Raw genomic sequence first — 25,336 nt, 5'->3', positions numbered from 1 at the left:
TCGACCGATTGTAGCTATTTCACTAATCAATGCACCCTGTGCCAACATCAACAGCGTCCAACCCATGGAAACGCTCGCAAAGCGGGTGTTTCTTCGCTGCACTTTTTGGAGAGCGCGTGCTCACTGTCGGTGACAAGTTCCCCGAGTTCGACCTGACCGCCTGCGTCTCGCTGGAGAAGGGCAAGGAGTTCCAGCAGATCAACCACAAGACCTACGAGGGTCAGTGGAAGGTCGTCTTCGCGTGGCCCAAGGACTTCACCTTCGTGTGCCCGACCGAGATCGCCGCCTTCGGCAAGCTGAACGACGAGTTCGCCGACCGTGACGCCCAGATCCTCGGCTTCTCCGGCGACTCCGAGTTCGTGCACCACGCCTGGCGCAAGGACCACCCGGACCTGACCGACCTGCCCTTCCCGATGATGGCCGACTCGAAGCACGAGCTGATGCGCGACCTCGGCATCGAGGGCGAGGACGGCTTCGCGCAGCGCGCGGTCTTCATCGTGGACCAGAACAACGAGATCCAGTTCACGATGGTCACCGCCGGCTCCGTCGGCCGTAACCCCAAGGAGGTCCTGCGGGTCCTCGACGCCCTGCAGACCGACGAGCTCTGCCCGTGCAACTGGAGCAAGGGCGACGAGACCCTGGACCCGGTCGCGCTGCTGTCGGGGGAGTGAACTGACATGTCCCTCGACTCCCTGAAGTCCGCCGTACCGGACTACGCCAAGGACCTGAAGCTGAACCTGGGTTCGGTCATCGGCAACTCCGACCTCCCGGCGCAGCAGCTGTGGGGCACCGTGCTGGCGACCGCCATCGCCTCGCGCTCCCCCCACGTGCTGCGCGAGCTGGAGCCGGAGGCGAAGGCGAACCTCTCGCCGGAGGCGTACTCGGCCGCGAAGTCGGCCGCCGCCGTCATGGCGATGAACAACGTCTTCTACCGCACCCGGCACCTGCTGTCGGACCACGAGTACGGCACCCTGCGCGCCGGTCTGCGGATGAACGTCATCGGCAACCCGGGCGTCGACAAGGTCGACTTCGAGCTGTGGTCCTTCGCGGTGTCCGCCATCAACGGCTGCGGCATGTGCCTGGACTCGCACGAGCAGGTGCTCCGCAAGGCCGGTGTGGACCGCGAGACGATCCAGGAGGCGTTCAAGATCGCCGCCGTGGTCGAGGCCGTCGGCGTCACGCTGGACGCCGAGGCGGTCCTCGCCGCCGAGTAGTCCCGCCCCGGGTCCGTCCCGACGCGGCACACACGGCACGGGCCCCGCTCACCGAGAGGTGGGCGGGGCCCGTTCGCGTCGCTACGCCGGGGAGGGGTCCGACGGCGTGCCGTCCGCCGGGGGCTCCTGGGGCTCCTGGGGCTCCTGGGTCTTCGGCGGCCCCGGGGGCCGGTCGGCCGCGGGGGCGGCGTCGGAGGAGGTGGCACCGTGCGGCCTGGGCGTCTGCCGCAGGGCGGCCTCCCGCGAGTACGCCCGCAGATAGCCCACGACGGTGTTGGTCACCGCCACCAGCGGCACGGCGACCACGGCGCCGCCGATGCCGGCCACCATGCCGCCGGCGGCCACCGACAGCACCACCGCCAGCGGATGGACCCGCACCGCCCGCCCGAGGATGAACGGCTGGAGGATGTGCCCCTCGATCTGCTGCACCGCCAGCACCACGACGAGGGTCATGACGGCCGCGAACACGCCCTGCGTCACCAGCGCCACGACGACCGCGAGCGCGCCCGACACCACCGCGCCGACCAGCGGGATGAAGGCGAACAGGAAGATGAACACGGCCAGCGGGACGGCCATCGGCACGTCCAGGAAGTAGATGCCGAGGCCGATGAAGATGGCGTCGATGAGCGCGACGATCACCGTGCCGCGCACATAGGCGGTCAGCGTCCGCCACGCGCGGGGACCGGCCCCGGCCACGCCCGGCCGGGCGGCCGCGGGCACCAGCTTCAGCGACCACTGCCAGATGCGCTTGCCGTCGTAGAGCAGGAAGAGCGTCGAGAAGGCGGCCAGCAGGATGCCGGTGAGCGCCTCGACGACGACCGTGACGCCCTCGAGTCCGGCGGACGTTATCTGGTCGGTGTTGGCGCCGACCGCTTCCCGCAGGTTCTTGGCGATCTCGTTGATCTGCTTGTCGGTGACGTGGAACGGGCTGTTCAGCAGCCAGTTGCGCAGCTCGTCGATGCCGTCCTGGACCTGGTCGGAGAGGTTGTCGATGTTCTCCATCACCTGCCAGGTGACGAACCAGCCGATCAGCCCCATGATCACGAATCCGAGGATCGCGGTCAGCGCGGTGGCCGGCCCCCGTGGCACCCCGCGCCGGCGCAGCCAGGCCACGGCCGGCTGGAGCAGCGCGGTGATCAGCAGCGCGGCCACGAACGCCAGCACCACCAGCTGCACGGCGCTGATGACCCGCATCAGCACCCACACGGTGCCCGCGAGCACCAGCAGCCGCCAGCCGGCCTCCGCGGCCACCCGTACTCCCCAGGGCACGGCCTGCGCCGGGTCGGGACGGTCGCCGACCGCGACCGGACGGTGTGCCCCGGTGTGCTCCGCCTCCGTGTCGTCGGCGGCGCCCTCGGTCGTGTCGTCCAGGGTCCGCCGCACACGGTCGGAGGCCGGCACCGGGCCGTCGTCGGCATCGTCCCGCCGAGCCTCTTCGCGGCGCTGCTCCAACCGCTCGCTCATCTGCGTCAGTCCGGCGCCGAGCCGACCGAGCCACCCTGGCACTCGTGACATGATCCGTCCTCTTCCCCCGTCTTTCCCCACCACTCCCCCCGGAGTCATTCCGGTCCGACCGTACATGGCGGGAGCGCGAAAGCCCCTCACCGTAGGACGGTGAGGGGCTGCGCGAGGTTGAGCGGGGCCGCGCCGTCGGGGGCGACGGGCGGACGGCGGGCTCAGTACCAGTGGTTGGCCTGCCAGAAGGTCCAGGCCTCGCACGGGCTGCCGTAGCGGTTGTCCATGTAGCTGAGGCCCCACTTGATCTGGGTGGCCGGGTTGGTCCGCCAGTCGGCGCCCGCGGAGGCGTACTTGCCCGCGGGGAGGGCCTGGAAGAGGCCGTAGGCGCCGGAGGAGGGGTTGACGGCCTGGTAGTTCCAGCTGGACTCGTGGTTCACGATGTTGCTGAAGCACTGGAACTGGCCGCTGGGCACCATCTGACGGGCCATCGCCTGGATCTGGCCGGTGCTGTAGGAGCTCTGGACGGCGAAGCTGGTGGACTCCCGCTTGGCGTCGCGGCTGGCCGCTTCCTGCGCCGCCTCGCGCTGCTTCGCCGCTTGGGCCGCCTTCTTGGCCTTCTCCTGCTTGGCCACGGCGGTCTTGGCGGCTGCCTTGCGGGCCGCCTCCTCGGCGCCCTTCTTGGCGCTCGCGTCCGCCGCGATGGCCTGCACGTCGGCCTGCTGCGTCAGGGACGCGGTCTGCACCTGCGCCTGCTCACCCATGGGGATGTCGGCAAGCAGGGTCGTGCCTGCTGCCGTCGCCTCCGCGTCGTCGTTGCTCTGCGCGACGCTGCCCGAGGCAACTCCGACGACGCTTCCGACGGCGGTGACCGCCGTGGCCGAGGCCACTGCGAATCCCCGGACCGAGATCCGGCTCACACGGTTTCCTTCCAGCATCGCCCGCTTCGGTGACCCTCGCGGACGCAATCGTGCCCCTGGCGCTGGCCTCCCCAACTACGGGTCACGGGAGGCACGGGCCCGGTGGACAACTCCCTCGACGGGAGCGCCGCGTGGTGCTCGGGCGGCATACGACGCTGCTATGGAGTTGGCTCTGGTGCTTCTGGGGCGCCATACCGCTGGGGGTACAGCTGTGTCGTATGCGGGGCCTGACAGGAATGAGACTCTGCCGTAACCCGGCGGGTGAGGCAATTCTGTGTTGCGTGTGAAAGCTCACATCCCGTTTGGCCCACGGGATTCTCGGAAATCCGCACACACCGAGGCGCCGCCCGGCTAGGCTCTGGGCCTTTCCGGACGGCGCCGAACTGACAGGTAACCGTCTCTCCTACGGGCAATCGACCCTTCACGGGTCGGACTTCACGGAAGCGTCAGATGTGACCGTCCTCCAGCATTTCGGTCACGAGCGCCGCGATCTGGGACCTCTCGGAGCGCGTCAGGGTGACGTGCGCGAAGAGCGGATGCCCCTTCAGCTTCTCGACGACGGCGACGACCCCGTCGTACCGGCCCACCCGCAGGTTGTCCCGCTGTGCCACGTCGTGGGTGAGGACGACCCGTGAGTTGGCCCCGACCCGGGACAGCACGGTCAGCAGGACGTTGCGCTCCAGCGACTGGGCCTCGTCGACGATGACGAACGCGTCGTGCAGCGAACGTCCCCGGATGTGGGTGAGCGGCAGCACCTCCAGCATCCCGCGCGCGGTCACCTCCTCGATGACCTCCCGGCTGGTGACGGCCGACAGCGTGTCGAAGACCGCCTGCGCCCAGGGGCTCATCTTCTCGGCCTCGGAGCCGGGCAGGTAGCCGAGCTCCTGCCCGCCCACCGCGTACAGCGGACGGAAGACCATCACCTTCTGGTGCTGCCGGCGTTCGAGCACGGCCTCCAGTCCGGCGCACAGCGCGAGCGCCGACTTGCCGGTGCCGGCCCGGCCGCCCATCGACACGATCCCGATGTCCGGGTCGAGGAGCAGGTCGAGCGCGATCCGCTGCTCGGCGCTGCGGCCCTTGATGCCGAACGCCTCCCGGTCGCCGCGCACCAGCCGGACGTTCCCGTCGGGCGTGACCCGCCCGAGCGCCTTGCCGCGCTCCGACTGGATGGTCAGCCCTGTGTGCACGGGCAGGTCGGCGGCCTCGGGGACGTAGACCCGGCCTTCCTCGAAGAGCACGTCCACCTGCTCGCCCGGCAGGGTGAGCTCGGACATCCCGGTCCAGCCGGAGGCGTCCGTGATGGCCAGCTCGGCGCGGTACTCCTCGGCGAGGAGGCCGACGGAGGACGCCTTGATCCTGAGCGGGAGGTCCTTCGAGACGACGGTGACGTCGAATCCCTCCGCCTGCAGGTTGCGGGCGACCGCGAGGATGCGGGAGTCGTTGTCCCCCAGGCGGTAGCCGGTGGGCAGCACGCTGGGGTCCGAGTGGTTGAGCTCGACACGGACGGTGCCGCCGAGGTCCCCGATCGGGATGGGGGCGTCGAGGCGACCGTGCCGCACCCGGAACTCGTCGAGCAGGCGCAGGGCCTGCCGGGCGAAGTACCCGAGTTCGGGATGGTGCCGTTTGGCCTCCAATTCCGTCACCACGACGATGGGGAGCACGACCTCGTGCTCGTCGAAGCGGTTCAGGGCGTTCGGGTCGGCCAGCAGGACGCTGGTGTCGAGAACGTAGGTGCGCCTGTCGGGCTTGTGGCGCTTTGTGCTGGTCACCACGGAAGGACGTACCCCCTCGGAAGAGGTCGGGGAGCGACGGAGTGGACGCTGGGCCGGGAGGGCCGTGATCCGGCCGGTCGAGGGCCGCCCTGCACTGGCGCGGGCCGTGGACCGGCCCTCCGCCGCGTCTTCCGTGCCGTGACCGCACGGTGGGGCTGGTGCAAAGGGCCTCCCGGGCGGACGGCTCCGTGCCGTCCGCTGAGATACGACACCCGTGGTTCGGGCGTCGACCTGCTTGGCTTATGCCCTCGAACGAGCGCCGCCATGCCACGACACAGGACGGCGCACCGGTGAACTCCTCGTTACGGGCGCACCACTCGCGGGGACGCCCGGGAGGGCACAAAAAAACGGGCCGGTCCGTGGGGGGGGAGACGGACCGGCCCGAGGGGGGGTTTCCACCATAACCCTTCGTAAGTGATGCTGCGTGCATCGGCGTGCCACAACTACTCTCCGAAGTCACCCGGCGACGCCAGGATGACCACGGAAGCCCCTATTCCGCCCCGAACGGTGGCCAAATCACCCTGTGTCTCCAGGTGGCAGCCGGTACACGTGCGACCGGAGTGGCCCGGCCGGGCCGACGGCGAGTGCCGCGGCGCGGAATTCCGCTTCGCCCGTCCGGGTGACGCCACCGGCGCACCCGGGCTTGACCCGGGGCTCGGCCGGGCGCCCGACCGTCGCGCGGCCGGCCCTTGCTCCGGCACCGCGCAGCCCCCTCCACTGCGCGGTGCCACGCGCGTGACTTTGCTCACGCGAATTACCTGGACTCGAACTTACGCGATCAGAAGGGCCGAGTTCGACCCGAGAAGGACAACGGTGAATAACGATGTGGAAACCCTGTGAGGATCGACGGGTGATTCCGTACCCTCCCTCCGGGCGCGCGGATATTTGCGAAGGTGCGCCACTTACGCCCCGAAAGATCCCTCTCTCCTCCCTTCCCCCTCTCCCCCGGACGGCCGAATCTCCTCCGGACGGCCGAAACACCCCCCTCGGGGATAGCGGACAAGTTCCGTCCTACCCCTCCCCTAACGTCACCTCATGACGAGGACGACGGGGATCACTTGGGCCGCGGCGAGCGCGCGGCGCTTCGAACGGCAGTTCCTGGCCATGTCCGCCCGAACGGGCACCCCCGTGGCCGACGTGGCCGACGCGATGCTCGGTGTCCACGCCCAGGTACTGTCGGCGGCCGAGCTGTCGGTCGGCCTGCGGGCCGACGGCGTGACCCGCGCGGACGTACGCGAGGCCTTGTGGCCGACGGTTTCGCCCACCGCTCCTCCCCCGCCGTCCTCGCCCTCGCCCTCGCCCTCGCTGGTGAAGACGCACGGCCCGCGCGGGACGGTGCACCTGCTCCCCGCCCGCGACCTGCCGATGTGGTGCGCCGCGCTGCCCGCGGTCCCGGACGGCACGGCCGCCCCCGCCGCCGACGTACGCCTCACCGAGGAGCAGGCCCGTCAGGTCGTGGAGGCGATCGCCGACGCGCTCGACGGCGCCTTCCTGACCGTCGACGAACTCGGCGAGGAGGTCGTCGCCCGCACCGGCCCGTGGGCGGGCGACCTGGTGATGCCGGCCTTCCAGACCATGTGGCCCCGCTGGCGCCAGGTCCTGCACCGGGCCGGGCAGTGCGGCGCCCTGTCCTTCGGCCCGAACCGCGGCCGCAGGGTGACGTACACCCGCCCGCCCCACTTCGCCCCGTTGCCGCCCGAGGAGGCGACGCGGCTCCTCGTACGCCGATACCTGTACGCGTACGGTCCCGCGACCCCGCAGCACTTCGCGCGCTGGCTGGCCGCACCGCCCGGCTGGGCGAAGGCCCGCTACGCCGAACTCGCCGCCGCGGGCGAGATCGAGGAGGTCCCTTTCGAGGGCGCGCCGGCGTGGGTGGTGGCCGGTGACACCGGCTTCCCGGACGCCGCGGCGCGGGACGAACCGACCCGCGGGGTGCGGCTGCTGCCGTACTTCGACGCGTACGTCGTCGCCGCCCAGCCGCGGGAGCTGCTCTTCCCGGGGGCCGCGTACCGGCGGGCGCTGGCGGGCGGGCAGGCGGGCAACTTCCCCGTGCTGCTGGTGGACGGGGTCGTGGCGGGCGTCTGGCACCAGCGCCGCCGGGGCCGCCGTACGACGGTCACGGTCGAGCCGCTGGTGTCCCTGACGGCACGGCAGGAACGCGAGCTGGCGGACCGCGTGGCACGGGTTGGGGCCGTGCTGGGGGCGGAGGCGGAGGCGGAGCTGGTGATCGGGGAGGTGACGGTGGGGGCGCACGCGTGAGGACGCGGGCAGGTCAGGTCACGGCATGTCAGGGGGTGTCAGGGCTTGGCCTGCGGCTTGCGCAGGTCGAAGAGATGACGGGAGCTGTGGGCGACGAAGGGCCCCTCGTCCTCGATGCGCTCGTGCAGGTCGCGCAGCCGGTCCCGGTACGCGTCGACGGTGAACCCGGGGACCATCCACACCACCTTGCGCAGGAAGTGGACCACGGCGCCGATGTCGAAGAACTCCATCCGCAGCCGCTCCGCCCGCACCTCCACGACCTCCAGCCCGGCAGCCTCCGCGTCGGCACGCTCACGCTCGGGATGCCGGTCCCGGTGGCTCGCCTCCGGCAGCGGTCCGAGGAAGTACTCGATGAGTTCGAAGACGCTGGCGGGACCGACGTGCTGGGCGAAGTACGTGCCGCCCGGCGCGAGCACGCGGGCGAGTTCGTCCCAGTGCGGCTGGACCGGATGCCGGCTGACGACCAGGTCGAAGGCGCCGTCCGCGAAGGGCAGGGGCGCGTCGTCCGCCGAGGCGACCACCGGGACACCGCGCGGGCGCAGCAGCCGGGTGGCCTCGACGACGTTGGGCTGCCAGCCCTCGGTGGCGACGACGAGCGGGGCGCGCTGCGGGCCGGCGGTTTCGAGGGCGAAGTCCAGCACCTCCCCTCCCCCGGTCTGCACGTCCAGTACGGCGGTGGCCCCGGTCAGCCGCTGCGCCATGGACCGCGCGTATCCCCAGGACGGCCGGGCCTCGGTGGCCCGCCCCTCGAACCAGGAGAAGTCCCACCCTTCGGTGGGTACGGCGGCGCCCTCGGCCACGAGGTCGTCGAAGTCACGGCGGTCGGAACGGTGAGCGGACATGATCACGCCCCCACCAAGGGCCGGACCCGCTCGGCGGCGAATCGTACGAACCCCTCCGGATCGGGCTCGTCGCCGGTCGGCTGGAGGATCACGGTGTCGGCCCCGGCCTCGGCCAGCCGCCGCACGGCGTCGGCGACGGCCTGCGCGTCCCCGGCGGCCCCGAGGTCCGGGACGTCCCCGACACCTTCGGCGACCAGCTCGGTCCGCAGCCGTTCCCGGGCGCCGGGGCCGGTGGCGGCGAGGAGATACACGACGACCTTGTGCGCGTCCGTCCGCCCGGCCGCCGCCCGCCCTTCGTCGATGAGGCGCCGGGCGCGGCGCACGCCGTCCGGCGGGGTGTTCGCGGTGAGCACGGTCCCGTCGGCGGCCTCACCGGCCAGCCGCAGCGAACGGGGCCCGGTGGCACCGGCGAGCACCTCGACGGCCTGCTCCGGCGGCCAGTCGAGCGCGACGTCGTCCAGTCGGACGTAGCGCCCCTCCGTCGTCACCCGCTCGCCGCCCAGCAGTGCCCGCAGCGCCACGAGATACTCCCGCAGCAGCGTCAGCGGCGACTCGGCCCGCGCCCCGACCTGCCCCATCCAGTCCTGCACCCCGTGCCCCACGCCGAGGACGGCACGGCCGGGGAACATCCGGTGCAGCGTGGCGGCCTCCATCGCGGTGAGGGCCACGTTCCGCAGCGGGACGGGCAGCAGCCCCACCCCGACCCGCACCCGCTCGGTCCACGCGAGGGCGGCGGCGGCCGTGGAGATCCCGCCCTCCCGGAAGCAGTCCTCCCACAGCCACAGCTCCTCGAGCCCCACCTCGTCGGCGACGCGAGCCACGGCACGCAGCCGCTCGGGGGCCAGCTGTGGGCGGAATACGGCACCGAGTCCAGTCATGACGCCTTCCTACCGTCGGCCGAGGCCCCTGCTCAACACCATTACGCCGCCACCCGCAACGGGTCCTCGAAACGAACGGTCTCCACGATCCCCCTCAGCAACGCCCGATACTCCTCCCGCCGCGAGACCGCGACAGCACTGACCGTGAACACGGCCAGCCGCTTGCAGTCGGGGTGGGGGAGGTGGGCGTGGATCTGGAGGAGGGGGAGGCTGGGGAGCCCGGTTTCGGCGGTGTAGCGCAATGTGGTCTCGCTGAGGACTGCGGGGCCGCAGGGAAGCTCCTCAAAGGCGATGTGCGTATGTCCCGCGGCCGACGTGGCGGTACGGGCCGCGGTTACGCCGCGGGGAGCGACGTTCGTGTCGCGCCAGGAGATGGTGAAGAGGGAGAGCACGTGTCCACCCGTGGGATCGATGTCGTCGCGGTGCAGACCGACCGAGCAGTGGACCGTGCCGTAACCGCACAGCGCCCCGAGCATCCGCTGCCCCAGCGCGACCTGCGCGATGAACCGCTGACGCGCCAATTCACTCGGCGCGGCTTCGAGTAACGGGGCGACAGCCTCGCGCATCGCTTCGGCGTCCGAGGAGCCGGGCTCGGCCAGTAGGGAGTTGAGCGGCATCGGCATGAACCCAACGGGCTCGGCGAACCACAATTCCGCCTGTGCGTCTGTGACGGATTCATGCACGAGGATCCGAGGAGTGGTCATGGGTCCTTCCTCTCTGGATCAGGACCGAATGGAAGGACCAGCCGCCCGACGCCCACGCGCAATGTCGTCGGGCCCGGCGGCTCGGCCGTTGAGGCACGCATCGTCCGGAAGATCGGCGCGCTGTTCCATGACGTGCATGCGCCGAGGGGCCCTCCTTCTCCGTCCGGGTGCGGCGATGACTCCTGCGAAGCGGACATCGCCCGCGAACCAGATTTCCTCGATCTGAGCCTTCAGATGTGGCTTGGCACGAGGAGCCATGCGTCGACACCACCATTCCAAGCGCAGATGCTGAGTAAAAACCATGGGCAGCCACTGGCCCGGACGATCTGGGTCAGGGAACTCAAACCAGCCATAGTGCCTACTGGATACCTCCGGACGATCCGTCAGCCCGTACGGAACATCTCGCAGGAGCTGCCAAGCATGGGTACGCAAGATGCGGAGCATCGACAGCGCTGCCGGGAAATATCGCAGTTGTGTCAGGGCACGGTAGGGCCCGTAAACGAAGTACGGAAGAAACACCCACACGAGCCAGTCGGCCGAGTACACCGAGATTCCGAGCAACAAGACCCAGCCACTTACCCAACCGAAGAAGCCGAGGACGTTCATCGCCATGTGACTGAGCCAAGCGCGACGGGTGGGTGGGTGATCCCAAGCAGTCGCACAGACGGCAGGATCCACGATTCCTTCCCTCCTACTCAATGACAGAAGACGTATCGTGCAATATCCGCAAGGCCTCCACCATCAAGAAGAAGACGCGAGCCGTCGACACCGGCGACAGCACCGTCCTTGATTCCGTCGTCCTCTGCGTCCACCGCCTTGTTGTACAAGCCGAACCCTCCCGTACCTACGCCGACTGCGCCCGAAGTACCGGCAACGGCATTGGCGGCTCTGCCGGGGTCGCTGAAGCCGCGCACCGCTCGTGCGACCATGGAGTTCTCCAGGTTCGTGATGGCTCCGGCCTCGTCGACAACCTTGGAACCGTAGGCGCCGGCCCGCTGCCAGAAATCCAGCACTTGCCCGCCCCTGCGAACTGCTCGCGTGGCTTCGAAGGAACCCTTGGCCACTGCCGCGATACCTGGTAGCGCGCCTACGGCGTCCGCTCCCACGGAGACAGCGTTGCTCCAGAAGTCGGCGTCGAGCTCCCCCTTCGTCAACCCGTCCCACAAAGACGCCCGCACTTCCGGGTCCGCAAGCCGCAGGCCGAGCGCCACCGTGCTCAGCCCTGAAGCCGTGAGCATCAAGGCAGCCACCGTCGCGATTCCCCAGCCCAACGGCCCCGCGAGCAGAAGCGCCACGACCCCGATCACCCCCGCCACGAAACTGAGGATGTCCGGGAGGTTGTCGCCCAGCCAGTCGAGTGCCTCGTCGAACCACCCCGGCTCATGCGGCACCAGCTTCTTCGTGGCGTCGCGGATCTTCCGCGCCCGGTACCCGGCCTTCTCCTCATGCTCCTCGGCCAGCCTCTTCGCCCTGCCGATGATCTTCTTCAGCTCGGCCCGGGCATCGTCGAGGTCACCGTTCGCGCGCGTGAGTGCCTTCTGCGCGGCGTCGCCATCGGCCCCCTCCCTCTTCAGGCCGGGGTCGTGACCCGCCGAGTCCGCGCGCCCCTGTGCACGGTCGACCGCCGCCGCCGCGTCCCTCGCGTCGTCCTCCAGCTTCCTGGCCCGCCGCTGGAAGTCGTCGAGCTCGCCCTCCCAGCGGTCCAGCTGCCTGGCCGCCTTGCGGATCGAGTGCGCCGCGTTCTTCAGGTTCAGCGGCAACGGCCCGCCGTCCAACTGCTCGCGAAAGGCGACCGCCGCGTCACCTTCCCAGCAGCTGCCGTCCAGGAGCTTGGTGACGAGGTCGTACGCCTCCTGGAGCACCTTCGCGCAGCCGCTGAGCTTCTTCTCCAGCCCCCGCACGGTCTCCGTGTCCCCCGGCACCGGATTGAAGCCGAGGTGCGGATACGCCGGGTTGGGGATGGGCGGAGCGGACTTGAGCCCTTGCGGCTTGCCCAGGTCCGCCCGGGACCGGGGGTCGAGCGCGGCACCGTACGGGTCGTGGCCGGCCGTGACGGTCACTTCCCGCCGCCACCCTTGGCCTCGCGCGACTTCCGCACCGCCGCCTCGAGCGCCTTGTCGACCTCGAGGTAACTGTCCTTGCTCTTGCCGATGATCTCGGCAAGGTCCTCGGTCTGTTTGCCGATCTCCTCGGAGCCGTACTTCCAGTCCTCCTGGAAGGCCTCGCACGCCGAGTCGAGCTCATCCGTGCCCAGTCCGGCGATCGTCGCGTCCGACAGCGCCTTCCGAACGCCCCGGAGCGAAGTCGACGACTCCTTGAGCGACTTCATGAACCGCCCGAGCTCGTCCCCGTCCACGGCAAGCCGCTCCGCCACCCGCCCGTCCCCTCTCACCGATCCACCGCACCGATGAGAGGAACGACGCCATCCGGTTTCCGTGACGCCCCGGCGACTGCCGCCGCCCTGAGGACTGGCGAGTCCGTTCAGCGGTTGACGGCCTGGATCTCCTGGACGACGACGTCCTGGGTGGCGCCGAACGTACCGTCCGGGAGGTCTCCGCCCGCGCCGCCGCTGCCGGTCCAGTGGATCTCCCACGTGACCGTCGCCTGCAGCGGGAACGTCCCGTCACCCGAGGACCGCAGGTACTTCACCCCGCACGGCGGCGCCTCGTCCGCCCTGCCCTTCTCGTACGGCGCACCAATGCGACCGCCCTTGATCTCGCAGACCCCCGACGCCGGATAGATCTCGGCATCCGGGGTGCCCGGCTCGATCCGCAACGAGACCGGCTCCGCCGTGGCCGTCGCCTCGATACCGATAGCCTCCACCGAAGCGGTGACCGAAACCGGCTTGAACTCGGCACCGTCCAGCCACGCCCACGTCGGAAGATTCACCTTGGTCGCCCCCGCGGGCGCCAGCGTCACCTCCGTACCGGGGACGCGGATCTCCGCGTAGGCGAGCTCGGCGAGGACTTCCGGAGTGACGGCGTTCTCCTTGTCCGCGGGCGGCGGATCACCCTGGTCCACCCAGAAATACTCGGTATCACACTTGTCCCAGCCCGGCGGGTAACTCTCGTTCACATATGATCCCCACCAATAGCCCTTGCCCGTCTTGTCCTTGTTGAAGCCCTTCTTCTCGTCCAGCGCGTTGTACTTCTCCCGCTGCTTGGCATCCCACTCGTACCCCGTGGACTCGGCCTCCCAGATCGGCTCCAGGTACTTCTGCAGCTGCTCCGGGGTGTACTTCGGGGCATACCAGCACGCCGGCGGCGACCACGACGTGGACGACGTCACCGCACCGACCGAATCACCACTCCCATTCTTCGAACGGTCGAACACAACGCCACCCACGGTCACCGAGACGTTCCCCTTGCCGTCGGTGTTGGCGCTCTGCTCCGTCTGTCCGTCCGTTCCGCCACCGAACCCCTTCTGCGCGTGGGCAGGGCCAACAGCAGAAAGAAGCAGGGCGGCGAGCCCTACAGGCAGTATCAGTACCTTGCGGCGCTTCATGGCTGGCACTTCGCGCTCCCCCGTTCCGAAACCAGTCGCTCCGTCACCCAGACGCCCTTGCTGTTCTTGCGCAGCGTGCTCGCATAGAGGACGTAACTGTCCTTCGTCACCGACGTGACATCAGTCTTCCCCGACTCGAGGAACTTGTTGAACGCCTTACTCTGGTCCTCGCAGTACACGAGTGCGGCGGTACCGTCCTCCTTGGCGGTCACGCTCTCTTTGTAGTAGCGAGTCACACCCGTCGTACGAGCCTTGTGATCCACAAAGTCCCGAATGTACTTCTCGCTCCCGGCGGCCGCCTCGCCTTCGGAATAGAAGCGGTACGCCTTGTGCAGCGGGTCCTGCTCCGCGATGGCCATGTCCACGGCCCTGATGCGCTGTTCGGCATCGTGCAGCACTGCGTCCTTTACCGCATCACCGGTTTTGCCCCACTCGAACTTGTATGTCACGTCGGTCGGCAACGCGATCTCCGGACGCTCCGGCTGGGCGGGAGCCGTCTCGCTCGGTGACGTCGACGGATCGCCACTCGTGTCAGCGCCCGCGATCTTGTCGCTGCCTTTGGCAGGACTGTCGTCGTCGCTGCCGCACGCGGACAGCGTCAACGCCGCTGTGGCGGTCAGCGTGAGCGCTGCGAGGAGGGTGGGGCGGCGGCGATTCACTGTCGGCTCCTGGGTGGGACGAGGCTTCTCTTCAGCGAAGCAACGCTATCCACCGGGGCCGGACGACACCAGAGCGAACCTACGTGGCCACACTTCGCGAGTCGCGGGACACTCCCCTGCACCGCGGACACTGGGCATCTTCAGCTCGACGACGGTTCGAGGAGAACACCGAATTGGGACTGCGGCGCTGACGGGACGGGCGGGCACCCTAGTGGTGCAGGGCGGGGCCGTGGGTGGTGCACTCTCCGACTGCCACCACTGACAACTGGTGGATCAGCGGTTGACGGCCTGGATCTCCTGGACGACGACGTCCTGGGTGGCGCCGAACGTACCGTCCGGGAGGTCTCCGCCCGCGCCGCCGCTGCCGGTCCAGTGGATCTCCCACGTGACCGTCGCCTGCAGCGGGAACGTCCCGTCACCCGAGGACCGCAGGTACTTCACCCCGCACGGCGGCGCCTCGTCCGCCCTGCCCTTCTCGTACGGCGCACCAATGCGACCGCCCTTGATCCCATCGCGACCGGCAGCGTATTCGACCCATGAGTCAGGGCTGGCACTTGGCGCTACCACTCTGCGACGCGATGCTCTGGATCTCCCAGACACCTTCGCCGTTCTTCTTCAGCGACGTGTGGTAAATGACGTAGCTCTTTTCAGTCACCTCAGTTTTCCTGACCTTCTTGGCCTTGAGGTACTTCACGTACGCCTTGCCTTGATCTTCACAGTACGTGAAGGAAGCCGTGCCGTCTTTGTCGACTACCACTTCGGGGGCGTAGAAGCGGTAACTTCCCGTGACTGCCGCCTTTTGATCCACGTAGTTCTGGATGAACTTCTGGGTGCCGACGGCAGCCTCACCCTCGTAGTAGTAGAGGTAGGCCCTGTCGAGTGCGTCCTGGTTGACGATTGCCAAGTCGACGGCTTTGACGGACTGCTCACTGTCGGAAAGGACCGCATCCTTGTCCTTGTCACCCGTCTTGGGCCACTCGAAGGTGTACGAGAGATCATCGGGCAGTTCGATCTTCGGTCGGCCGAGGCCCGACGACTTGGACGCAGTCGGTGAGACCGAGGGGGTGGAGCTGCCGGTGTCCGCACCGGCGAGCTTGTCCTCCCCCTTGTCGGAACTGTCGTCGCTGCCGCACGCGGACAGCGTGAACGCCGTTGTAGCGGTCAGCGCGGCCGCTGCGAGGAGGGTAAGGCGGCGGCGATTCACTGTCGGCTCCTGGGTGAGACGAGGCTTCTCTTCAGCAACGCAACGCTATCCACCGAAGCCGAGGCACACCAGAGTGAGACCTGTCCCAGTGCGCCCCCAGAGGGGCTGAACAGCAGTTCCATCCCGCAAGCCGACGACACACGCCCATACGGCGTCCTGCCATCACCCGGCACAAGGCCGAGGACGCATCTATTCTTCTAACTGCCACGCCTTGTAAGTTCACGTGTGCGTACGGGTGGTTACTGGTGCGACGCGTGAGTTGACGGGGGTAGCGGGGATGGTGGGCCACAGGCCGAGTGACTGGCATGTGCTGGACCTGGACAAGGACCCGACCCCGGGGGATCCGCAGCGGGTGCGGACGCTCGCGAAGACGTTGCACGATTTCGCCGACGACGTGTCCGAGGCGTTGCGTCTGGTGAAGGGGATGGCGGGGGAGTCCACCCTGGCCGAGTGGGCGGGGAAGTCGGCGACCGTCTTCAAGGAGGAGTTCTCCGGCGTTCCCAAAAACTTGAAGAAGCTGGAGAAGTCGTACGGGATGTGCGGCGACGCGCTCGCGGACTTCTGGCCGAAGCTGGAGCGGGCGCAGGCACTGGCGGACAGGGCGCTGGTCAAGGCGCGGGAGGCCCGCCAGGACCTGACCTCGGCGCAGTCGAAGCTGTCCTCGGCGGACTCGTGGGTGACGCGGGCGTCGAAGGAGGCGGACAAGTACAAGGACGACCCGACGGGCAGCAAGTCGGACGCGGACAAGCCGGACGAGGCGAAGGTCCGGGCCGCCACCCGTGACGTTCAGCACGCCAAGACCGCGCACGCCAACGCGCAGTCGGCCGTGGACTCGGCGCAGAGCGCCCTGGACGCGGCGAAGAAGATGGCCGAGGACGCGCGCAAGATCCGTGACGACGCGGCACGGGAGGCCAAGAACAAGATCGACGAGGCCTCCGACGCCGGCATCCAGAACCGGTCCTGGTGGGAGGACGTCGGCGACTGGTTCTCCGACAACTGGGACACCATCGTCGCCGTCTGCAAGGTCGTCGTCGCCGTCGTCGGCATCATCGCGATGATCATCGGCGGCCCGATCCTGGGCGCGATCGTCCTCGTGGCCGCCCTCGTTGTCCTCGCCGACACCCTCTACAAATACAGTAAGGGGCAGGCGTCCCTGTGGGACGTGGGATTGGCGGCCCTGGACTGCATACCCGGCATGAAGGGCCTCACCACCCTCGGCGGACTCGCCAAGGGCGCGAAGGCACTGGGCAAGGGCGGCCTCAAGGCCATGGCAAAGGGCCTGGGCAAGAAGGGCCTGCGCAGGGAGGCAGACGACGCCCTGGCAGCGAGTAAGCCGGGCAAAGGCCGCTGCCTGAACGGTGATCCTGTCGACATGGTGTCCGGCGAGATGTACTTGACCGAGACCGATGTCGAACTCCCGGGCCTGCTACCCCTGACTCTGAGACGTACCCACCTGTCGACCTACCGCTCGGGGCGGTCCTTCGGGCCGTCCTGGGCTTCCACGCTCGACGAACGCCTCGTTCTGGACGACGAGGGCGTCACCTTCGCCGCCGAAGACGGCATGATCCTTCTGTACCCGGTCCCGTCCCAGGGGACATCCGTTATGCCGGCAGAGGGGCCACGCTTCCCCCTCGACTGGGACGGCGTACCCGGAACACCGCTCCACATCACCGACCCGCTCACCGGGAGCACCCGACACTTCGCACCGCCACGGCAGCCAACCCCGGGCGACGAGGCGTTCACTCTCCTCCTCGTAGCTCTGACAGACCGCAACGGCTATCGCGTCGACATCGACCGCGAAGCCGACGGAACTCCGATTGCGGTCCGCGACACTGGTGGCCGGTACGTCCACGTTGATACAGAGGACGGACGTGTCACCGCCCTGCGCCTGCGCGATGGTGCCGGGGACACTCTCGGCACCATCGTCAGAGGGTTCGACTACAGCCCGGACGGCGACCTCGTAGCCGTCCGCGACTCCAGTGGTCTGCCGCTGCGATTCGAGTACGACGACCGCAGGCGCATCACCTCTTGGACTGACCGCAACGGCTACGGGTACCGCTTCAGCTACGACGATCAGGACCGCTGCATCGCCGGAGAGGGCGACGACGGCCTGCTGCGCTGCAGCATTGCGTACGACGCCGATGGTCGCGAGACGCATTACACGGACGCTCTCGGCAACACCACGACCTACCAGTGGAACGAGCTGTATCAGCTCGTCGCCGTCACCGACCCGCTCGGTCACACCACCCGCTCTACCTGGGACCGGTACGACCGCCTACTCAGTCGTACCGACGCAAGGGGCCGGACAACCCGCTACTCCTACGACACCCTGGGTGCCCCCACTTGCATCGTCCGGCCCGACGGCCTGCGGGAGACGGCTGAGAACAACGCGTGGGGACTGCCCGTCACGGTTGTCCAGGCCGATGGCCACGCATGGCACACGGAGTACGACAGTCGCGGCAACCTGACCGCCGAGACCGACCCCTCTGGAGCCCGAGTCGAGTACCGGTACCGGGACGACGGCGCACTCATCGCCGTCACCGACGCACTCGGACGCACCGCCTTGTTGGAGCCCGACGCGGCAGGCCTCCCCCTAGCGGCCACAGACGCCGAAGGTGGAGTCACCCGCTACGCGCGAGACGTTTTCGGCAGAATCGTCGCGCACACGAGCCCCGAAGGACAGGTCACCCGGCTCAGCTGGAGTCCGGAAGGTCGTCGGCTCGGGCTCGATCTGCCGGACGGCACCAGTGAGCGGCGGCGGTACGACCCCGAGGGCAACCTCGTCGAGTACACGGACCCAGAAGGTCGAGTGACTCGCTTCGAGTACGGTGGCTTCGATCTGCTCGTGTCACGCACCGACCCCGATGGCTCACGCCTCCGGTTCGCCTACGACGGCCAATTGCGCGTTACCTCGGTGACCAACCAGCGAGGCGCCGCCTGGGAGTACGTCTACGACACGGCCGGTCGTATGGTCCAGGAGCGGGACTTCTCCGGACGCGTACAGAGTTACCGCTTCGACGCGGTCGGCCGCCTCGTCGGCCAGACCAACGGTGCGAACGAGAGTATCGAGTACGTTCGCGACGACTTCGGGAGGATCACGGAGCAACGTACCCCCGAGGGCGTCACCCGCTACGCGTACGACCCCCTCGGCCAAGTCCGGCAAGTGACCGGTCCTGGTGTGAAGTTGGCCTACGAACGTGACGCTCGCGGCCGTATCCTCGCCGAGACCTGCAACGGGGCCACTGTCCGATCGACCTACGACATCCTGGGCAGGCGCATCGGCCGTGTGACGCCGTCCGCGGCGGAAAGCGTCTGGGAGTACAACGGACACGATCGCCCCGTGCTGCTGCGAACGGCTGGCAGGACGCTGACTTTCGCCTACGACCAGGCGGGACGCGAGACCGAACGGCGCATGGGTGGTGTGGCTCTCACCCAGACGTGGGACACAGCCGGTCGGCTCGGCACACAGACCCTGACCGCGACCGACCCGGACTCCGGGCCAAACCGCGAGGGCGCACCGCAACTTCTCCAGCACCGCATCTACAACTACCGACCGAACGGCACGGTCGCCTCGATCAACGACCTCTTGCGGGGCGACCGCGTCATCGACGTCGACCGCCAGGGACGGGTCGCCGGGGTGCAAGCGTCCACCTGGTCCGAGCGGTACGTGTACGACGCGGCGGGCAACGTCACCGAGGGCGAGTTGCATTCCGCGACGTCCATTGGTCGTGCACCGAAAGACGGACATTTGCCGGTGCGTCGCGCAGGAGAGATCACCTACGAGTACGACGACCAGGGCCGCGTCACGGTGCGGCGCAAGAAGCGACTGTCCCGGAAACCCGACGCATGGCGCTACACCTGGGACAGCCAGGACCGGCTGGTCGGAGTTACCACCCCGGACGGCACGACGTGGACGTACACCTACGACCCGTTCGGACGTCGGATCGCCAAACGGCGACTCGGACCGGACGGGACAACCGTGGTGGAGGAAACCACGTTCATCTGGGACGGATTCGTCCTGGCCGAGCAGATGACCCGTGTTGTCGGTGAGACGCCCAGGTGCACGGTGTGGGAGTGGGAGCGGGATCGCTTCAGCCCGCTCACACAGACCGAACGGGTGGCCTCGCCGGACGCGCCCCAGGAATGGGTCGACGACCAGTTCTACTCCATCGTCACGGACCTGGTCGGGACACCGACAGAGCTCGTCACCGAGCCAGGGGTCGTGGCGTGGCAAGCCCGAACCACGGTGTGGGGCGCCCCTCTGCCTGCTGCTGGCCAGGATGACGCGTACTGCCCGCTACGCTTCCCGGGGCAGTACGCGGACCCGGAGACGGCTCTCCACTACAACTACCAGCGACACTACGACCCGGAGACCGGTCAATACGCCTCCCTGGACCCACTGGGCCTCTCTCCTGGGCCGAACCCACGCACGTACGTGTCCAACCCCTTCACGGCTGTCGATCCCTTCGGGCTCGCACCCTCGTGCGAGGAGGCGGCCCGCGCCGCTGCAGCCAAGCGGGCCGACGCGGAACAGGCGACGCCGGGAGCAAACAAGAACACCAGACCGACCAGTGCGGCCGGATTGTCGGTACCAGGGCACCAACAACCCTTTGACGGCGCCAGCATCAAAGGCGGAGGCAACCATGATCTCCATCCCGATGTGCAGGCTGCCTATGATCGGGTTCCGGACCACATCAAGGAGGAGGTCCGTGGAGCTCACTCGAAGTGCGGTGAGGCCGAGGCTCTGTCGAAGGCCATGAGAGCCGGGGTGGATCCCAGGGGCGGTGTGATGGCGGCGGTGAACGTACGTGCGGCGGGCAACCCCGTCCACGGCACACCGAAGGCGGCCTGCTCCTCCTGTCAGCATGTTCTTGACCAACTGGGTGTGACGTGGGTGATGTGAGTGAGTGAGGACCGGAACCGCGAATGGTCACCGGGGACCGAGGAAGTACTGCGCCGGGCCGGCTGGCAACCGGGTCGCACGGTGCCCACGGAGACCTGGGAGGCAATCCTGCGTGAGCGTGGGCCCTACGAGGCACACGACGCGGCACGTGGGTTCCTTGCCGAGTTCGGGGGGCTGACGACCTACGGCTGGCCTGCCGACTCCGTCACCACCTCCTCGGCCATCTGCTTTGACCCCCTGCGGGCCGCCTGGCAGGACGAACGGTTCGCGAGAGCGGGCCTGCAGACGGGAGTGCCCCTGTGTCCCGTGGGCATGGCGGACGAGGGGGCCAGCCTGCTGGGTCTCAGCGAGGATGGGGCCCTGTACCTGATCAGGGACGGTGCCGAGCGGCTGGGTGGATTGGACGGCCTGGTGCAGGCGCAGCGTACTCGGTCCGACCTGTGGACACCGACGGAAGCGACGCACGAGAACGGCTTCTGGCAGCGACTGCGCGGTCTGGAGGGAGGCTCTGACAAAGACCGGGTCCTGCGTGCGGGTGGTTGGTTCCCCGGCCGATCGGTACCCACCGGGACTTGGGAGGCGGTACTGATGCAGACCGGCGAGTTCGAGATGCACGAGGCGGCCCGACGCTTCCTGGCCGAGTTCGGCGCATTGGGAGTGCCCGGAGTGCCCCACGCCGAGCCGAGTGGCTCGGCGCCGTGGATGGAGTTCTCCCTGGACCCACTGCTCGCGATCTGGGACGCCGAGATCATCGACGCCTTGGCCGAGCGTGCAGGCGTCGACCTCTACCCACTCGGGATGCGCGACCGGGGTAACCAGTACCTAGCCATGGCGGATGACGGAGCCGTGTACGCCGGTATGGACGACGCCTGGCTACTGGCCCCCACCCCGGCAGAGGCTCTGGCCCGTCTCACCACCCAGCTCTGAACGACAGGTCCATGCGGATGAGGGCCGTCCCGCCCATCCCGGTGAGAAGCGAAGGAGCACTGCCAGTGAGGCGCAAGCGTCCTTGGTCCCGAGGCTTCCGCTTCGCCTCTTCGGGACGCCACCCTCACCATCATGGCTGTTCGGCACCACCCGATACTCGGCGTCGAGCAGATGTCCAAGGTCCTCGCGGACCAGGACGGCTTCTGTCAACCCACGGTCCAGGGCATGCACAGTACTGGCGAATCACAGACCAACGATCTCGCCGTTGGCCGTACGCACCCTCACGAAGTTTCCGCTGCCGCTCTGCGGGATACCGGCCCGGGACGCTGCCCGGCGACCAGGCTGTGCTCGTCGAGCGGCGCCGAGATGAGCACAGCCGTCATTGCCGGCACTGGCGACCCGAGTCTCACCGCCTGGGGCAGGTGATACTGGTGACCGCGTTGATCGTCGCGCTGCCGAAGGCCCGGATTGCCGAATGCGGGCCCATACCGGTAGAGAACCGGGCTGTGCGCAGTCGGCTTCTGTGGGTCCCACAGTTGCACCCCCGCACACGTGGTGTTCTCGAAGCCCCTCAGCGATCGCTGCCCGCTGCCGTCAGTACGCCACGGGCGGGGGACGAGCGGAAAATGCCGTCGGCGCCAGGTGTCCTCGGTCGGCTCCCATACCTCAAGCGTGCCACCCACCGGGCAGCGACCAAGCCCGCTCTCTCGTCGTCGATGCGGACGCCGTTCAGGCAATCGACTTGGTCGCCGACATACGCCTCCAGGTGCGGCGGCTGACGGAAGGCGAACTTCTACTGCCGCTCGCCGGATCAATCACCCTGACCGCGAACCGCCGTGGTGCGTGGCTCGGTCGGCCGATGCCGTGCGGGTCCCCCAGCGTGACGCCGTCAGAGCCACAGCATGGCCAGCGTCCAGCTGTCTGCACCCAGGAGCGACCGCCCGTTGTCGGCCCAAGCTGTCTGTCTCGAGACCGGCGTCGTGATACCCGCGACGGCATCGGCATTCTTGTCGAGCCTGGTGTTGTACTGGACGTAGCTGTTCTTCGTGACCGGCGTCTTCGCGACCTTGCCGGTCTTCTTGTCCTTGCTGAAGCCCTTGCTCTCGTCCGCGCAGAACGTGAGGGCGGCTGAGGTCTTGTCCCTGAGTTCCACCTCGCGATCGAAGTAGCGGACCTGCCCGGTCACCGTGGCATTGGCCCTTTCGAACTGCCCGACCCACGACACCGCTGCCTCCAGGGCCTTGCCCGTGTTGTAGAAGCCGAGCGCCTTGCCCTCACGGTCCGTTCCGGCGATAGCGGCGTCCTTCATCGGGTCTGCGGTCTCAGCGCACTCGAAGGTCAGCTTCAAGTCCGACGGAAGGACGGCTCCTGCGTGGGACGAGGCTTCTCTTCAGCGAAGCAACGCTATTCACCGGAACCGAGGAACGCCAGAGCGAAGCCTCGTGGCCATCCAAGTGCCTACGTGATACGGCGACGGCGTCGTCACCGCATCAGCGGTTGACGGCCTGGATCTCCTGGACGACGACGTCCTGGGTGGCGCCGAACGTACCGTCCGGGAGGTCTCCGCCCGCGCCGCCGCTGCCGGTCCAGTGAATCTCCCACGTGACCGTCGCCTGCAGCGGGAACGTCCCGTCACCCGAGGACCGCAGGTACTTCACCCCGCACGGCGGCGCCTCGTCCGCCCTGCCCTTCTCGTACGGCGCACCAATGCGACCGCCCTTGATCTCGCAGACCCCCGACGCCGGATAGATCTCGGCATCCGGGGTGCCCGGCTCGATCCGCAACGAGACCGGCTCCGCCGTGGCCGTCGCCTCGATACCGATAGCCTCCACCGAAGCGGTGACCGAAACCGGCTTGAACTCGGCACCGTCCAGCCACGCCCACGTCGGAAGATTCACCTTCGTCGCCCCCGCGGGCGCCAGCGTCACCTCCGTACCGGGGACGCGGATCTCCGCGTAGGCGAGCTCAGCGAGGACTTCCGGTGTGACGGCGTTCTCGATGTCCGCGGGCGGGGGGTCGCCCTCGTCCACCCAGAAATAATCCTTGTCGCACTTGTCCCAGCCCGGCGGGAAGCTCTCATTCACATATGATCCCCACCAATAGCCCTTGCCCGTCTTGTCCTTGTTGAAGCCCTTCTTATCATCCAGCGCGTTGTACTTCTCCCGCTGCTTGGCATCCCACTCGTATCCGGTGGACTCCGCCTCCCAGATCGGCTCCAGGTACTTCTGCAGCTGCTCAGGGGTGTACTTCGGGGCATACCAGCACGCCGGCGGCGACCACGACGTGGACGACGTCACCGCACCGACCGAATCGCCTCTACCGTTCTTCGAGCGATCGAAGACAACGCCACCCACAGTGACCGAAAGGTTGTCACCGCGAGTGTCGGCGCGCTGCTCCGTCTGACCATTGCTTCCGTGCTTGCCACGCTCGGCGAAAGCCGACTGTGCAGCAAGGACAGGAACGCAGACAAAGGCCAGAACGGTCACCGTTCTGGCCAGGCTCCTTACGGCTGGCACGCCTTGGCCCCCCTGTTCGAAACGATGTCGGTGGTTTGCCAGACACCAGCGGCGTTCTTGGCGAGCTTGGTGTTGTAGAGGACGTAACTGTCAGCTGTCGCCGCCGACCTGTCGACCTTCCCCGACTTCTTGTTCTTGATGTACGACTTGCTCTCGTCCGAGCAGTAAGTGACGTACGCCTGCTCCTCGCCGGAGAAGGTGACCTTGCGATTGAAGTATCGGGTTACACCGACCCACGTGTCGTTGTCGTCGATGTAGCCCTGTACGTAGGTAATCGACGAGCTCAAGGCCTTCTCCGTGTTGTAGTAGCCGAGCGCCTTCGTACCGGTGTCGCCCTTGAAGATGGCTTCATCGACCGCGTTGACCGCCAGCGAGCTGTCCGCGAGGACGGCGTCCTTCTTGGCATCGCCCGTCTTGCCGCCCTCGAAAACGTTCTTCGCATCGGAAGGGAAGGTGATCTCCGGCCGGCCGGGCTCGGACGTTTCACTCGGGCTCGGCGAGACGGACGGCTTGTCGCCCGTGTCCGCTCCCGCGATCTTGTCCTCCCCCTTGTCGGGGCTGTCGTCGCTGCCGCACGCGGACAGCGTCAACGCCGCTGTGGCGGTCAGCGTGAGCGCTGCGAGGAGGGTGGGGCGGCGGCGATTCACTGTCGGCTCCTGGGTGGGACGAGGCTTCTCTTCAGCGAAGCAACGCTATCCACCGGGGTCGGACGACACCAGGGTGACGCCTGTCTCCCCGCCGCCTTCCGGGAGTTCAAATGCGTTGTACGTGTGGCTTCTTGGGCCATAACGGTTCCGTAACACACCGGAAGCAGCAAAGGGGCCCGGTCGTCACCTGCTCCGGGGCGGATACCTTCGGCTGGGCCAGGGGACCGGGTGGAGGGCAGCGGCGTGGGACGGCGGCGGTGGCGGGACGGGGCGGGGGCTCTGGTCGTGGTGGGGCCGGACGGTGCGGGCGTTCGGGTTCCGCTGGAGATCGCGGGTTCGTATCGCGCGCGCACCAAGGGGCTGTTGGGGCGGGACTCGGTGGACGGGGCGGTGTTGCTGAGTCCCGCCAACAGCGTGCACACCTTCCGGATGCGGATGGCCATCGACGTGGCCTATCTCGACCGGCGACTCGCCGTGATCGCCGTGCGCACGATGCGGCCGGGCAGGCTGGGGCTGCCCCGGTTGCGGGCGCGGCATGTGCTGGAGGCGGAGGCCGGGGCGATGAGTGAGTGGGGGGTGCGGGTGGGGGCCCGGGTGGAGGTCGTGGAGGGTACGGCCGAGCGGGCTACTCGTCCGTGACGTCGACGGCGTAGTCGCCGCATCCCTCGAAGACGCTCGGGGTGCCGTGCGTGATCACGAGCATGTACGCGGTCGGCACCAAGGCGCAGTCCTTCTCCTTCCACTGCACGGCGAAGACCGTCCAGATGACGACGAGGACGACGACCACGATGGACGGCACGCTCCGCGTCGTGTGCCACGGGCCGTCGCCGCCACTCCCCGCGCCGGGGGCGTCGGGTCCCCCTGGCGGCCGTCCGCTTCGGGCCGTCGAACGCTCCCAGGGACGTCTCCCCTCGGGCTCCCCCGTGTCGTTC

At 68.3% G+C, this 25,336-nt stretch carries 22 protein-coding genes and 1 pseudogene; 6 read left to right on the top strand and 17 right to left on the bottom strand.

All coding sequences use genetic code 11. The features are described 5' to 3' along the window. The first annotated feature begins 116 nt into the window (after positions 1 to 116). Together ACGH52_RS24585 and ACGH52_RS24580 are read left to right on the top strand one after the other, a co-directional pair. Positions 117 to 671 carry a peroxiredoxin gene (locus ACGH52_RS24585; protein ID WP_030145756.1) on the top strand — a complete coding sequence of 185 codons (555 nt, stop codon included), beginning with the start codon at positions 117 to 119 and terminating at the stop codon, positions 669 to 671. Between the two features lie 6 nt (positions 672 to 677). Continuing rightward, a complete protein-coding gene (locus tag ACGH52_RS24580; RefSeq protein ID WP_059300894.1) occupies positions 678 to 1,214 on the top strand; it encodes an alkyl hydroperoxide reductase in 537 nt (178 codons plus the stop codon). Between the two features lie 81 nt (positions 1,215 to 1,295). Here the strand turns inward: ACGH52_RS24580 and ACGH52_RS24575 are convergent, their stop codons facing one another. The 3 genes from ACGH52_RS24575 to ACGH52_RS24565 all read right to left on the bottom strand — a co-directional run bounded on the left by ACGH52_RS24575 (position 1,296) and on the right by ACGH52_RS24565 (position 5,361). Next, complete coding sequence (locus ACGH52_RS24575; RefSeq protein WP_399942382.1) at positions 1,296 to 2,729, bottom strand: AI-2E family transporter; 1,434 nt, start codon at positions 2,727 to 2,729, stop codon at positions 1,296 to 1,298. A gap of 161 nt (positions 2,730 to 2,890) precedes the next feature. After that, positions 2,891 to 3,589, bottom strand: coding sequence for a transglycosylase SLT domain-containing protein (locus ACGH52_RS24570; RefSeq protein ID WP_238696693.1), 699 nt, complete (start codon positions 3,587 to 3,589; stop codon positions 2,891 to 2,893). Between the two features lie 446 nt (positions 3,590 to 4,035). Then, entirely contained in the window at positions 4,036 to 5,361 is a 1,326-nt protein-coding gene (locus tag ACGH52_RS24565) for a PhoH family protein (RefSeq protein WP_059300897.1), read from the bottom strand. Between the two features lie 1,035 nt (positions 5,362 to 6,396). Here ACGH52_RS24565 and ACGH52_RS24560 point away from each other — a divergent pair. After that, a complete protein-coding gene (locus ACGH52_RS24560; protein ID WP_399942378.1) occupies positions 6,397 to 7,620 on the top strand; it encodes a winged helix DNA-binding domain-containing protein in 1,224 nt (407 codons plus the stop codon). Between the two features lie 38 nt (positions 7,621 to 7,658). On the opposite strand, the gene ACGH52_RS24555 is transcribed toward ACGH52_RS24560, so the two are convergent. The 10 genes and pseudogenes from ACGH52_RS24555 to ACGH52_RS24510 form a co-directional block, all read right to left on the bottom strand. After that, complete coding sequence (locus ACGH52_RS24555) at positions 7,659 to 8,462, bottom strand: class I SAM-dependent methyltransferase (RefSeq protein WP_399942375.1); 804 nt, start codon at positions 8,460 to 8,462, stop codon at positions 7,659 to 7,661. Positions 8,463 to 8,464: 2 nt separating this feature from the next. Further along, positions 8,465 to 9,340 carry an LLM class flavin-dependent oxidoreductase gene (locus ACGH52_RS24550; protein ID WP_076976050.1) on the bottom strand — a complete coding sequence of 292 codons (876 nt, stop codon included), beginning with the start codon at positions 9,338 to 9,340 and terminating at the stop codon, positions 8,465 to 8,467. 41 nt (positions 9,341 to 9,381) lie between these two features. Then, positions 9,382 to 10,044, bottom strand: a complete 663-nt coding sequence (locus tag ACGH52_RS24545) for a hypothetical protein (RefSeq protein WP_399942372.1) — start codon at positions 10,042 to 10,044, stop codon at positions 9,382 to 9,384. 18 nt (positions 10,045 to 10,062) lie between these two features. Next, complete coding sequence (locus ACGH52_RS24540) at positions 10,063 to 10,656, bottom strand: hypothetical protein (RefSeq protein ID WP_399942369.1); 594 nt, start codon at positions 10,654 to 10,656, stop codon at positions 10,063 to 10,065. Between the two features lie 83 nt (positions 10,657 to 10,739). Then, the gene (locus ACGH52_RS24535) at positions 10,740 to 12,104 is read right to left on the bottom strand and encodes a hypothetical protein (protein WP_399942366.1); all 1,365 of its coding nucleotides are present in this window, start codon (positions 12,102 to 12,104) and stop codon (positions 10,740 to 10,742) included. After that, a complete protein-coding gene (locus ACGH52_RS24530; RefSeq protein ID WP_121700694.1) occupies positions 12,101 to 12,418 on the bottom strand; it encodes a hypothetical protein in 318 nt (105 codons plus the stop codon). Before ACGH52_RS24530 ends, ACGH52_RS24535 begins: the two co-directional genes overlap by 4 nt. Before the next feature lie 107 nt (positions 12,419 to 12,525). Next, on the bottom strand, positions 12,526 to 13,548 hold the full coding sequence (locus ACGH52_RS24525; RefSeq protein ID WP_399942363.1) for a hypothetical protein: 1,023 nt from the start codon (positions 13,546 to 13,548) through the stop codon (positions 12,526 to 12,528). After that, positions 13,545 to 14,207 carry a hypothetical protein gene (locus ACGH52_RS24520; protein ID WP_399942360.1) on the bottom strand — a complete coding sequence of 221 codons (663 nt, stop codon included), beginning with the start codon at positions 14,205 to 14,207 and terminating at the stop codon, positions 13,545 to 13,547. Before ACGH52_RS24520 ends, ACGH52_RS24525 begins: the two co-directional genes overlap by 4 nt. A 273-nt stretch (positions 14,208 to 14,480) precedes the next feature. Continuing rightward, positions 14,481 to 14,726, bottom strand: a pseudogene (locus ACGH52_RS24515) (hypothetical protein); the annotation flags it as partial. A 22-nt stretch (positions 14,727 to 14,748) separates the two neighbouring features. Continuing rightward, positions 14,749 to 15,411 (bottom strand): hypothetical protein, encoded by a 663-nt coding sequence (locus tag ACGH52_RS24510; RefSeq protein ID WP_399942357.1) that lies wholly within the window; start codon positions 15,409 to 15,411, stop codon positions 14,749 to 14,751. 307 nt (positions 15,412 to 15,718) lie between these two features. Here ACGH52_RS24510 and ACGH52_RS24505 point away from each other — a divergent pair, with 307 nt between their 5' ends. Continuing rightward, the gene (locus ACGH52_RS24505; protein WP_399942354.1) at positions 15,719 to 20,314 is read left to right on the top strand and encodes a DUF6531 domain-containing protein; all 4,596 of its coding nucleotides are present in this window, start codon (positions 15,719 to 15,721) and stop codon (positions 20,312 to 20,314) included. Next, the gene (locus ACGH52_RS24500; protein ID WP_399942351.1) at positions 20,315 to 21,241 is read left to right on the top strand and encodes an SUKH-3 domain-containing protein; all 927 of its coding nucleotides are present in this window, start codon (positions 20,315 to 20,317) and stop codon (positions 21,239 to 21,241) included. It begins immediately after the preceding gene. Positions 21,242 to 22,130: 889 nt separating this feature from the next. Here ACGH52_RS24500 and ACGH52_RS24495 read toward each other — a convergent pair. The 3 genes from ACGH52_RS24495 to ACGH52_RS24485 form a co-directional block, all read right to left on the bottom strand. Further along, positions 22,131 to 22,589 (bottom strand): hypothetical protein, encoded by a 459-nt coding sequence (locus tag ACGH52_RS24495; protein ID WP_399942348.1) that lies wholly within the window; start codon positions 22,587 to 22,589, stop codon positions 22,131 to 22,133. A 142-nt stretch (positions 22,590 to 22,731) separates the two neighbouring features. Then, positions 22,732 to 23,757 (bottom strand): hypothetical protein, encoded by a 1,026-nt coding sequence (locus ACGH52_RS24490; RefSeq protein ID WP_399942345.1) that lies wholly within the window; start codon positions 23,755 to 23,757, stop codon positions 22,732 to 22,734. Next, positions 23,745 to 24,404 (bottom strand): hypothetical protein, encoded by a 660-nt coding sequence (locus tag ACGH52_RS24485; RefSeq protein ID WP_193777391.1) that lies wholly within the window; start codon positions 24,402 to 24,404, stop codon positions 23,745 to 23,747. The genes ACGH52_RS24490 and ACGH52_RS24485 overlap by 13 nt, the downstream gene beginning before the upstream one ends. 243 nt (positions 24,405 to 24,647) lie before the next feature. Between ACGH52_RS24485 and ACGH52_RS24480 the strand changes: the two genes are divergently transcribed. Continuing rightward, the gene (locus ACGH52_RS24480; protein WP_399942342.1) at positions 24,648 to 25,043 is read left to right on the top strand and encodes a DUF192 domain-containing protein; all 396 of its coding nucleotides are present in this window, start codon (positions 24,648 to 24,650) and stop codon (positions 25,041 to 25,043) included. Here the strand turns inward: ACGH52_RS24480 and ACGH52_RS24475 are convergent. Continuing rightward, positions 25,030 to 25,203 (bottom strand): hypothetical protein, encoded by a 174-nt coding sequence (locus tag ACGH52_RS24475; RefSeq protein ID WP_121700477.1) that lies wholly within the window; start codon positions 25,201 to 25,203, stop codon positions 25,030 to 25,032. The two genes, ACGH52_RS24480 and ACGH52_RS24475, sit on opposite strands and share 14 nt — an antisense overlap. Positions 25,204 to 25,336: the final 133 nt, after the last annotated feature.

Source organism: Streptomyces sp. BBFR25, from assembly GCF_044590125.1.
Classification (GTDB): Bacteria; Actinomycetota; Actinomycetes; order Streptomycetales; family Streptomycetaceae; genus Streptomyces; species Streptomyces canus_D.
This window is presented reverse-complemented; position numbering and strand designations above follow the sequence as displayed.

Bases quoted from the DNA above. Each gene is read 5' to 3' on its own strand.
- ACGH52_RS24550 (WP_076976050.1), bottom strand. From the start codon at position 9,340: ATGACTGGACTCGGTGCCGTATTCCGCCCACAGCTGGCCCCCGAGCGG.
- ACGH52_RS24555 (WP_399942375.1), bottom strand. From the start codon at position 8,462: ATGTCCGCTCACCGTTCCGACCGCCGTGACTTCGACGACCTCGTGGCC.
- ACGH52_RS24540 (WP_399942369.1), bottom strand. From the start codon at position 10,656: ATGGCGATGAACGTCCTCGGCTTCTTCGGTTGGGTAAGTGGCTGGGTC.
- ACGH52_RS24525 (WP_399942363.1), bottom strand. From the start codon at position 13,548: ATGAAGCGCCGCAAGGTACTGATACTGCCTGTAGGGCTCGCCGCCCTG.
- ACGH52_RS24545 (WP_399942372.1), bottom strand. From the start codon at position 10,044: ATGACCACTCCTCGGATCCTCGTGCATGAATCCGTCACAGACGCACAG.
- ACGH52_RS24575 (WP_399942382.1), bottom strand. From the start codon at position 2,729: ATGTCACGAGTGCCAGGGTGGCTCGGTCGGCTCGGCGCCGGACTGACG.
- ACGH52_RS24580 (WP_059300894.1), top strand. From the start codon at position 678: ATGTCCCTCGACTCCCTGAAGTCCGCCGTACCGGACTACGCCAAGGAC.
- ACGH52_RS24560 (WP_399942378.1), top strand. From the start codon at position 6,397: ATGACGAGGACGACGGGGATCACTTGGGCCGCGGCGAGCGCGCGGCGC.